The organism is Modicisalibacter coralii (assembly GCF_004117855.1).
GTDB classification, from domain to species: Bacteria; Pseudomonadota; Gammaproteobacteria; order Pseudomonadales; family Halomonadaceae; genus Modicisalibacter; species Modicisalibacter coralii.
Genome location: NZ_QWBW01000008.1, coordinates 331,609 through 342,075 on the forward strand (window position 1 = coordinate 331,609; position 10,467 = coordinate 342,075).

Below are 10,467 nucleotides of genomic sequence, written 5' to 3' on the forward strand. Positions count from 1 at the left end.
ACGAGAAGACTCAGTCCGCCGGCCCGGCGTCCTCGCCGCTGGTCAGGGCGTTCACGAAGGCCGTACCCGAGACCTCGATGAAGGGCTCCTGACAGCGGACATGGCTGCGGAAGTAGTCGTGATCGCCGTAGCGCTTGCCCCGCGTGCCCCTGACGGTCTCGGCGATCAAGCGCTTGAAGCGTTTCTCGGGGCTCGTCCGGGTGCGCAGGTCGTGCATGGTGTCCAGACTGACGGCTTTCTCGCGCTGGACTTCCGCGTCGAGGACCTCGCTGTAAAAGCGCCATCCGCCGAAGGCCGACTGCGGGTAATGGCCGGGCCAGATCGAGGCCCCGGCATGGGCGGGGCCGGGCGGAAATCCCCTGTGACCCCGCAGGTGGTTGGCATAGAGCAGGACACGGCGAGGTGTGTGTCCCGCCCGCCGCAGAGCCAGTGCGCTGGCCCGCGCGGCGGCGATGTGATCCCGGTGGGGGTCGACTTCGGGGTGAGTCACCACCACCGTGGCGGGGCGGATGGCGTCGACGAGAAAGGCCAGGTCGGCAACCAGGCCGGCGCCGTCGTTGGTCGCCCCGGCGTCGGTCGGCAGGGCCATTCGATTCCAGCACCGGAAGTCGCTCGGGCGGAGCGACGATTCCGGGGATGCGGCGTCGGATGTCACGTCTGCGGTCAGTGCGGCAAGGGTGTCGTTGAAATAGCCCAGCATGACCAGGCGCTCCGGCGGGATGCCGGCAAGCAGCGGGGTCGTTGCGCTGTTCCAGGCGCGAATCCACCCCTTGCGACGTCGCGCCGCTGCCGGGGCCGTGTCCAGGGCGGGCCAGTATTGCTTGTCCAGCCGCTTGAGCGTTTCCCCGGCGCTGAGGGTGACGATCCAGGTCCGCTCGGCGTTGCGGCGATAGAGCCCGTACCCCGCCAGTTCGGCGTCGTCGGGATGCGGGGCGACGAACAGCACGGGGCCGTCATCGAGCTTGGCGCGGGAAAACCCGTGCAGCGTGCCCTGGCTGGCGAGCGAGCAGTGCAACGGATGCACGACCAGGCCGTGCCAGTCGTCGATCCCGGTCAGGTTGAGCCAGCGCCGCCCCTGCTCGCCGTTTTCCAGATAATGCGTCACCAGGTGTCGGCCGCCCGCATGGATGTCGATGCGGGGCTGGCGCGGGCCGCGGTGGGCGCGATAGTCGATCTGCCACAGCCAGCTCCAGTGTCGCGGGGAGCCCGGGGGCGTTTCGGCCAGGCTCAATTCGCCACCGGGGGCATGGGTCGTGGTCAGGCTGATGTCAGGGTCGAGCGGGTAGTCGTCGTCGCGGGTTTGCACGGGTCACGCTCATCGGGTTGGCGGTCAATGAAAGCTCGGCTCACTGGGGTTTGTACGAAAAGTCGGCGAGCGAAGGCAAGACAAGGCAAAAATTGGCGAAGAAGCGGAGTTTACGGGGGTGTAAATGAGCATTTTGAGCCGATTTTTAACGCCGTATTGCCGAGCGCAGACAGTTTTCGTATAGAGCCTAGGAGGAAAGCAGGGCCAGGAAGTCTTGGGCGATGCCGCGCTCGTCGAAACGTGCGGCCCACTCGGGATCGACCGTGACGGGATGCTCCAGGGCCTCGCGCATTTTGTCGGCCAGCGATTCCACGCTGGGCCGGGCAATGAGCCGTGTCTGCGCCGCCGGCAGCACCTCGCGGATACCGCCGGGGGCGTCCGTCACGACGCACTGGGTCCCCAGGGCGAGCGATTCGATGAGTACCAGGCCCAGGCCTTCGACCTTGGAACTCAACACGAAGGCGCGGGCGTTGGCCATCCAGGGGTAGGGATTCGTCTGCTGGCCGAGGAAGTGTACACGATCGGCAACGCCCAGCTCTCGGGCCAGTTGCTCCAGCGACTGACGCTTGTCGCCATCGCCGATGATGACCAGCTCCACGGGCAGGTCGGCACGGGCGAAGGCCCGTAGCAGCAGGGCCTGGTTCTTGACCGACGAGAGCCGGCCCACGTGGACGAAGTAGGGCGTCGTCGGCAGCGGCGTGGCGGGCGTTTCCTCGCTCAGGGCCGCGAGCGATTGCAGGGGGACGGCATTGGGGATGACCGTCACCCGCTGGGGCCTGACATGGTGTCGTTCCAGCCGCTTGGTCAGCAGGTCGGCGATACCTCGCGAGACCGCGATGACGCGCTTGTCTTCGTAGAGCTTGCGATAGAGCCAGCGCGCCAGCCGGTGGTTGCCGGGACCGCCGACCGGGCCCTCCACCACCTGCCAGCAGCGGGGATCACGGTAGTTCCAGAGTAGCTCGAAGGCGCCCTGGCCACGGATCAGGATCAAGTCGAAGGCGCCGTGGCGGGTCTCCAGGGTCTGCACGTGGCGCTTGAACCGCCGGCTGACCGACCACCCCGGCCAGATGAAGCCGGTGCCCGGCAACGCGGGCTTCAACACCAGCCGAGCCAGCAGATGATAGACCAGCCCCGTGGGGGTCTGCCTTGCCTGACGCTCGAAATCGACGAGATGCACCTGGGTTCCGGCGGGTGGCGTGAGTTCCGGCCGTCCCTTGAGGACCAGGAGGTGAACGTCATGCCCCTCTTGCAACAAACCGTGCGCCAGGCTCAACGCCGCCTTCTGGATGCCCCCCATGTTGAGACGTCGGACGACGATGAGTATCCGTCTTTTGGGAAGGGCTGGCGCGTTCATGGACTCGATAATCCGTTGATAGAGTAAGTGCGCTCCGACGGGCTCGCGCGGGACCGGAGGCTCGCGATGACAAGGCGCAGCAAGACCCGTGTCGGGCAGCGGGTGAGGGTAACCATTATTGGCGGGCGGGTCACTATCGAGACGGCGCGCTACAGCCACCGGCGCAACCCGTAGACCAACCGCCCCAACCATTCATGCAGCGCGCGGCTGCTCTGGCGCAGATAGTAGGCCCGTGGCACGAAGGCCAGCGGATCGAGGTGGGGCTTGCCGGCGAACTCCGTGGGGGCGGGAATCGCTTCCAGCCCGGCGTGCTCGAAGGCGGCGACGGCACGCGGCAGGTGCCAGGCCTGGCTGACCAGCAGCACGCGCTGAATGTCCGTGCCCTGGAGGACGCGGGCCGTTTCACTGGCGTTCTCGGCGGTGTTGCGGCTCTGCGTCTCGAGCCAGGTGGGGCGGATATCGAACACCTGACGCATCGCCCTGGCCATCAATTGCGATTCGGCCAGGGGTTCGTCATGGACCCGTCCGCCGCTGAGCAGTACCGGCAGGTCGTACTGCCGCGCCAGGAACACCCCGTAGGCCAGCCGGCGCCAGGTGGTATTGGAGGGCGCGTCGCCCCAGCCGAATTCCGGCGAGTGGTAGTTGCGCCCCCCGCCCAGGATCACGATCGCCTGACCGCGTCTGGCCTCGGCTGCCGTGAGCGGTGGATAGATCTCCAGGCCATGACGCAGCCAATAGCTGACCAGCGGCGTCGAGATCACCAGCAGTGACACCAGGCCGCCGATCACCAGGGTCAGGCCCAGCCCACGCGAGCTGCGCCATATCGCGAACCCCGCCAGCATCAGCAGGACGTTGCCCACGGGCGGCAGGACGAGATATTGCAGGTAACTCGGCGACATCAGGCGACGTCCTTGTATCGGGAGCTCGCAGGCGATAGTAGCGCCGATCATCCGGCTTTGCTCATTGAAAAGGCGGCCATGAGCCAGCGCCGGCTTCTCGTCGGCCTCACCAGGCGCTACGCTGCAGATACGAATCGACACATGGAAGCTCGATAATGGCTCGCTCGCATCTCGCCTTTCTCGTTCTGGTGCCCTCGTCGGGCAATACCTCGCTGACCAGCCAGGGGGGCAAGGGTTACACGCTCAGCCTGGGGACGGTCGACAGCATCGACGCCGCGGCGCGCCTGGCCAGGGAACTGGCGGAGCAGGGCGTTGAGGCGATCGAACTCAGTGCGAGTTTCGGTGATGCCGGGGTGGCGCGAATTCGCGAGGCCGTGGGGCCCTCGGTCAAGGTGGGGCGGGTACACTACGAGACGCCCTGAGCGCCTGGGTCGGACGCGCTCCCGACGGCGGGGTCTGTTCATCGCGAACAAGTTCGCTCCCACACCCCGGCCCGGTTTCGGTGATGTTGGTGGGAGGGAACTCGCTCCCGACAGCGGTCTCCTGTTCATCGCGAACAAGTTCGCTCCCACACCCCGGTCCGGTTTCGGTGATGTTGGTGGGAGGGAACTCGTTCCCGACAGCGGTGCCTGTTTCATCGCGAACACTTTCGTTCCCCTCGCCGTCCTGATACCGCACGCCGTTCTGGCTATCCGCCTTTCTTCCTTCTCCTCTCTTCTTTCTTCGCTCTCTTGTCCCCCTCCCGCCTGACGTATGACCAAAGTCTAAAGGCATTTTGTCCGTTCTTGCTCGATCCTATGTCCGACATAGCCCGGTTCGGGTCTTACAAGGCAACGCGGAACTGCCATGAGCCAAGCTTCTCCCCAGACAGGACGCGCGCCGCGTCCCGACATCGCCGAATACCTCGCCGAGGCCATCTTCAGCGGCCGGTACGCGCCGGGGGATTTCGTGCCCAAGGAGCTGGATCTCTGCGAGCAGTTCGGCGTCAGCCGCAGCACGGTGCGCAGCGCCCTGCAGACGCTGGTCGCCGCCGGGCTGCTCAAGCGTATCTCGGGGCAGGGCACGCGCGTGCGGGTGCTGCAGGAATGGCACCTGCTCGATCCGCAGGTCAGCGCCTGGATGGCGCGTTTCGCGCAGCCCAATCCGCGCATCCAGCGCGAGATCTTTGCCTTTCGCGTCGCCGTGGAGCCCTTCGTCGCCCGGCTTGCCGCCGAGAACGCCACGGCCGCCGACCTGCTGGCGATCGAGACGGCCTACGAAGGAATGATTCGTGCCCTCGAGCACGACGACCTATGTTGGCAAGGGCGGACCCACGACGAGTATGACGTGGCGTTCCACGAGGCCGTCTTCGATGCCTCGCACAACCTGGTCTGGGCGCAGATCAGCCATGTGCTCAAGCCGGCCATCGCGTTGCTGGTCGAGCGCTCCAATCACAGCGCCGACGAGCTCAACGACAGCATGGAGCGGCATCGCCGTGTCATGGAGGCGATACGCCTGCGTCAGCCCGATCAGGCCGCCCAGGCGGCACTGGCGGTCCTCGACCGCACCGGGCGGGATCTCGGCCTTCCCGGCCTGACCCGCCAACTTCCCGTTCTTGAACCGCATACAACAAGTGACCCAGAGGAAACCCAGTCATGATCTCACGCACTCCGCTCAAGGTACTGACCGCCGCGATCCTCGCGACCACCGCGCTCAGCGCCCAGGCCGCCGAGTACGAATGGACCTTCCAGACGTCCGAGACCGCCGGTGAGCCGCAGTTCGACATGAAGAAACAGTGGGCCCAGAACGTCGAGACCATGTCCGACGGCCGGATCCATATCGAGATCCTGCCGACGGGCGCCGTGGTGCCGCCCAACCAGACCCTGCAGGCGGTCAAGGCCGGCATCCTTCAGGGACACCTGACCGACCCCAGCTACTTCTCCGGCGAGAACCCGGCGTTCGGCATGATCGGTAACCTGGTGGGCGCCTGGAGCGACCCCTACAACTTCCTCGACTACATGAACAACGGCGGCGGCGAGGAGATCTACAACGAGTTGGCCGAGCCCTATGGCGTGCACCTGATCGGTGCCGCCGCGACCGGTCTCGAGTCGCTGCCCTCGACCCGCCCGATCAAGACCGTCGAGGACCTCAAGGGGCTCAAGCTGCGTACCCCCGAGGGCATGGTCTCCAACGTGTTCAAGCGGGCGGGCGCCACGCCGGTCAACCTGCCGGGCTCCGAGGTGTACACCTCGCTGCAGAAGGGCGTGATCGACGCCGCCGACTACACGGTGTTCGCCACCAACCAGTCGCAGGGTCTGCACGAGTTCGCCAAGTATCCGAACTACCCGGGCTTCCACTCGCTGCCGATGGTCGCCGTGTCGCTCAACAAGGAGATCTGGGACGGCCTGCCGGAGGATCTCAAGGCGATCCTCACGACCTCCGTCGATGCCATGGCCTACCAGATGGTCGGTCAGCTCAAGACCCGCGATCTCAAGGCGGTTCGCGAAGCGCGCCAGGATCCCGATATCCACATCATCAACATGTCCGATGAAGAGCGCGCCAAGTTCCGCGCCATCGCGCAGAAGGAGTGGAAGGACTGGTCGGACAAGAACGACGTCACCAAGGAGTTCTACAAGTCCGTCGTGAGCTACCTCCAGGACCATAACCTGCTCAAGGCAGAGGACGAGTCCGGTGCCGACGACGCGGCGTCCGCCGAGAAGACGTCCAGCGACCAGTCCTGATCGAGCGGTCGGCGGACCGCACGACGAACGGCGGGGCCTGCGGGCCTCGTCGCTCGTCATGACGGCCGCCATCGCTTCCCGTGTGCCGAGGAAATCCCATGTCTTCCCAATCCCGTAACGACGATCAAAAAGCGGCGCCGGGTGCCGCCGCGCCGGGCGACGACGAACTGGCCCCGGCGACCAGCGGCGCGCCGGAGCCGGCCAAGGAGCCCGCGGCCGGCGCACCGGTGCGCAGCACCTTCGACCGCGGCGTGGTGGCCTGCGCCCGCGTCGCCGCCTGGCTGGTGGCCATCTCGATGGCGATCAGCGTCTTCGAGGTGATCATGCGCTACGGCTTCAACTCGCCGACCTCCTGGGTCCACGAGACCACCGTGATGCTGGTCGCGGTGACCTTCGCGCTGGGCGGCCCGGCGGCGCTGGCCAGCAACCGCCACATCCGCGTGCGGGTGCTCTACGACAGCGCCGGCCCGCGCCTGCGACTGTGGCTCGACCGCTTCAACGACCTGGTCACCTTCGGCTTCTGCCTGGCGATGAGCTACGCCGCCTACACCATGTTCTGGGAGTCCTCCCACAACCCGCTCGGCGAGTGGTCGCTGGAGCGCTCCGGGACCGCCTGGAACCCGCCGTTCCCGGCACTGATCAAGGGCATCATCATGGTCGCGCTGATGATCATGTGCATTCAGGCRTTCATCCACCTGATCCAGTCGCTGCGCGGCAAGCCGGCCCCCGTGGCCGCCGACACGGAAGGAACCGCGTAATGAGTATCGCCGACGGAACCCTGTTGATGGTCGGGGCGATCTTCGCCCTGCTGGTCACCGGCCTGCCGCTGGCCTTCATCACCGGCCTGGTGGCGCTGTGCTTCACCTTCGGCTGGTTYGGYCCCAACGCCCTGCCGCTGGTCACCACCCGGGTCTACGGCTTCGTCACCGAGTACTCGCTGGTGGCGGTGCCGATGTTCGTGCTGATGGCCTCGCTGCTCGACCGATCGGGGATCGCCAAGGACCTGTTCAACGCCATGCGGGTGTTCGCCGGGCGCCTGCCCGGCGGGGTGGCGATCCAGACCGTGGTGGTGGCGTTCTTCCTCGCCGCGCTGTCGGGCATCATCGGCGGCGAGATCGTGCTGCTGGGGATCCTCGCCCTGCCGCAGATGCTGCGCCTGGGCTACGACAAGCACCTGTCGATCGGCGTGGTGTGCGCCGGCGGCTCGCTGGGCACCATGATGCCGCCGTCGATCGTGCTGATCATCTACGGGCTGATCGCCAGCCAGTCGATCGCCGACCTGTTCACCGCGGCGATCACCCCGGCGCTGCTGCTGATGGGCAGCTACATCGCCTATGTGCTGGTGCGCTGTTTGAAGAAYCCCMWGCTCGGCCCGCCGCTGACCGAYGCCGAYCGYGACGAGGGCTTCTCGAGCCGCGGCCAGGCGCTCAAGGCGATCGTCGTCCCGGGGCTGATCGCCTTCCTGGTGCTGGGCTCGATCTACGGCGGCGTGGCCTCGGTCACCGAAGCCGCGGCGATGGGCGTGTTCGGCGTGCTGCTGGCGGTGATCGGGCGCGGCGAGTTCTCGTTCAAGACCCTGCACGAAAGCCTCGGCCAGACGCTGATGACCTGCGGCATGATCATCTGGATCGGCATCGGCGCGGCGACCCTGGTCGGGGTCTACAACCTGATGGGCGGCAACCGCTTCATCTCGCAGCTGATCCTCGGCCTCGACGTGCCGCCGATCGCCATCCTGCTGGTGATGATGGCGATCCTCTTGGTGCTGGGGATGTTCCTCGACTGGATCGGCGTGGCGATGCTGACGCTGCCGATCTTCGTGCCGATCGTCGACCAGTTGGGCTACAGCCCGATCTGGTTCGGCATCCTGTTCGCGGTCAACATGCAGGTGTCGTTCCTGTCGCCGCCGTTCGGCCCGGCCGCCTTCTACCTGAAGGGCGTGGCGCCACCGAGCGTGAGTCTCAAGGACATCTTCGTCTCGCTGTTGCCGTTCATCGCCATCCAGCTGGTGGTGCTGTTCGCGCTGCTGTTCTTCCCCGAGCTGGCCATGTGGCTGGTGTAACATTCGAATTCTTGGAGGTCGTCATGCGACTCATCCAGTGTGAACACGAAGGTCGCCTGCGGGTGGCCGTGGTGGAAAGCCCCGACCGGGTCCGCCTGGTCGCCGGCGAGGACGGTACCTACGGCCTGGCACGCCGCGCCATCCGCGAGCATCGCCCGCTGGCCGAGGTGGTCGAGGCGGCGCTGACCGGGGAACGCCTCGACTACGCCGAGCTGGTCCGCGAGCGCCGCCTGCGCGCCCCGCTCAGCCACCCCGACCCGGCCCACTGCCTGGTCACCGGCACCGGCCTGACCCACCTGGGCAGCGCCGATACCCGCTCGGCGATGCACAGCCAGGCCCAGGCCGACGACAGCCAGCTGACCGACTCGATGCGCATGTTCAAGATGGGCGTCGAGGGCGGCAAGCCCGACCCCCGTCAGGTCGGCGCCCAGCCGGAATGGTTCTACAAGGGCGACGGCGACTGCGTCGTCGACCCCGAGGCCGCCATCCCCGTGCCCGCCTTCGCCGAGGACGCCGGCGAGGAGCCGGAACTCGCCGGGCTCTACGTGATCGACGACACCGGCCAGCCCTGGCGGATCGGCTACGCGGTGGGCAACGAATTCTCGGATCACGTCACCGAGCGCCACAACTACCTGTGGCTGGCGCACTCCAAGCTGCGCGCGTGCAGCTTCGGCCCGGAACTGCTGGTCGGCGAACTGCCCGCGCACCTGGAGGGCGTGAGCCGCATCGTCCGCGACGGCGAGACGCTGTGGGAGAAACCGTTCCTCACCGGTGAAGCCAACATGGCCCACAGCCTCGCCAACCTCGAACACCACCATTTCAAGTATCCGGGGTTCCGGCGCCCCGGCGACGTCCACGTGCACTTCTTCGGCACCGCGACCTTGAGTTTCGCCGACGCCGTCCGCACCCGGGACGGCGACCGCTTCGACATCGAGCTGCCGGCCTTCGGTCGGCCCCTGCGCAATCCACTGCAATTCGATGACGGCGATCGCGACACCGTGACCGCGGTCAACACGCTCTAGACCAGAGCTATTACGTCAGGAGGGAATCATGACACTGGAAGGCAAACTGCTGATCGGCCAACAGGCCGTCGCCGGATCGAGCGACCCGATCCAGGCCATCAATCCGTCGTCCAACCAGCGCATGGAGCCGGTCTATGCCGGCGGCACCGCCAAGGAGGTCGACCGTGCCTGCGAGCTGGCCTGGGCGGCGTTCGACACCTACCGCGAGACCTCGCTCGAGGAACGTGCAACGTTCCTCGAGACCGTCGCCGACGAGATCGAGGCGCTGGGCAACGACCTGATCGAGCGCGCCAGCGACGAGTCGGGCCTGGCGATCCCGCGCATCGAGGGCGAGCGCGGCCGCACCTGCGGCCAGCTGCGGCTGTTCGCCTCGGTGGTGCGCGCCGGCGAGTGGCTCGACGTGCGCGTCGATCCGGAACTCCCCGAGCGCCAGCCGATGCCCCGCGCCGACCTGCGCCAGCGCCAYATCGCGCTGGGCCCGGTGGCGGTGTTCGGCGCCTCGAACTTCCCGCTGGCGTTCTCGGTGGCCGGCGGCGACACCGCCTCGGCACTCGCCGCCGGCTGCCCGGTGGTGGTCAAGGCGCAYTCCGCCCACCCCGGCACCAGCGAGCTGGTGGGTCGCGCCATCCAGAMAGCGGTGGCCAAGTGCCAGCTGCCCGAGGGGGTGTTCTCGCTGCTGTTCGGGTCCGGTCAGGAGGTCGGCCAGGCACTGGTCGCCGACCCGCGCATCAAGGCGGTGGGCTTCACCGGCTCCCGCGGCGGCGGTCAGGCGCTGGTGGCCACCGCCCAGTCACGCCCCGAGCCGATYCCGGTCTACGCCGAGATGAGTTCGATCAACCCGGTGTTCCCGCTGCCCGCGGCGCTCAAGGAACGYGGCCGGACCATGGCCGAGGGTTTCGTCGGCTCGCTCAACATGGGCGCCGGGCAGTTCTGYACCAACCCGGGGCTGGTGATCGCGGTCCAGGGCCCGGAGCTGGACGCCTTCGTCGAGGCCGCCGGCCAGGCGGTGCGCGACAGCGCCAGCCAGACCATGCTCACCCCGCGCATCCATGACGCCTACGAACAGGGCGTGAGCAGCCTGGCGAGCCACGAGAAGACCCGCGAGGT

General features: G+C 67.2%; 10 protein-coding genes. 7 read left to right on the forward strand and 3 right to left on the reverse strand.

Annotated features, from left to right (window positions below; genetic code table 11):
- Positions 1-10 precede the first annotated feature (10 nt).
- The 3 genes from D0901_RS04945 to D0901_RS04955 form a co-directional block, all read right to left on the reverse strand.
- Positions 11-1,306, reverse strand: coding sequence for a PIG-L deacetylase family protein (locus tag D0901_RS04945; protein WP_129139178.1), 1,296 nt, complete (start codon positions 1,304-1,306; stop codon positions 11-13).
- Between the two features lie 187 nt (positions 1,307-1,493).
- Complete coding sequence (locus tag D0901_RS04950; protein WP_129139179.1) at positions 1,494-2,660, reverse strand: glycosyltransferase; 1,167 nt, start codon at positions 2,658-2,660, stop codon at positions 1,494-1,496.
- Positions 2,661-2,809: 149 nt separating this feature from the next.
- Entirely contained in the window at positions 2,810-3,559 is a 750-nt protein-coding gene (locus D0901_RS04955) for a YdcF family protein (RefSeq protein ID WP_129139180.1), read from the reverse strand.
- Positions 3,560-3,714: 155 nt separating this feature from the next.
- On the opposite strand from D0901_RS04955, the gene D0901_RS04960 reads away from it, so the two are divergent.
- The 7 genes from D0901_RS04960 to D0901_RS04990 all read left to right on the forward strand — a co-directional run.
- Positions 3,715-3,981, forward strand: coding sequence for a DUF6506 family protein (locus D0901_RS04960; RefSeq protein ID WP_129139181.1), 267 nt, complete (start codon positions 3,715-3,717; stop codon positions 3,979-3,981).
- Between the two features lie 424 nt (positions 3,982-4,405).
- Positions 4,406-5,197: a FadR/GntR family transcriptional regulator gene (locus D0901_RS04965; protein WP_129139182.1), complete on the forward strand. Its 792-nt coding sequence runs from the start codon at positions 4,406-4,408 to the stop codon at positions 5,195-5,197.
- Complete coding sequence (locus D0901_RS04970; protein WP_129139183.1) at positions 5,194-6,279, forward strand: TRAP transporter substrate-binding protein; 1,086 nt, start codon at positions 5,194-5,196, stop codon at positions 6,277-6,279. Before D0901_RS04965 ends, D0901_RS04970 begins: the two co-directional genes overlap by 4 nt.
- A 98-nt stretch (positions 6,280-6,377) precedes the next feature.
- Positions 6,378-7,037 (forward strand): TRAP transporter small permease subunit, encoded by a 660-nt coding sequence (locus tag D0901_RS04975; protein ID WP_129139184.1) that lies wholly within the window; start codon positions 6,378-6,380, stop codon positions 7,035-7,037.
- Positions 7,037-8,338: a TRAP transporter large permease gene (locus D0901_RS04980; RefSeq protein WP_129139185.1), complete on the forward strand. Its 1,302-nt coding sequence runs from the start codon at positions 7,037-7,039 to the stop codon at positions 8,336-8,338. Before D0901_RS04975 ends, D0901_RS04980 begins: the two co-directional genes overlap by 1 nt.
- Before the next feature lie 23 nt (positions 8,339-8,361).
- Entirely contained in the window at positions 8,362-9,360 is a 999-nt protein-coding gene (gene araD1, locus D0901_RS04985; RefSeq protein WP_129139186.1) for an AraD1 family protein, read from the forward strand.
- Positions 9,361-9,388: 28 nt separating this feature from the next.
- Positions 9,389-10,467, forward strand: a 1,079-nt coding sequence (locus tag D0901_RS04990; RefSeq protein ID WP_162500821.1) for an aldehyde dehydrogenase (NADP(+)), incomplete at its 3' end; no start/stop codon positions are given.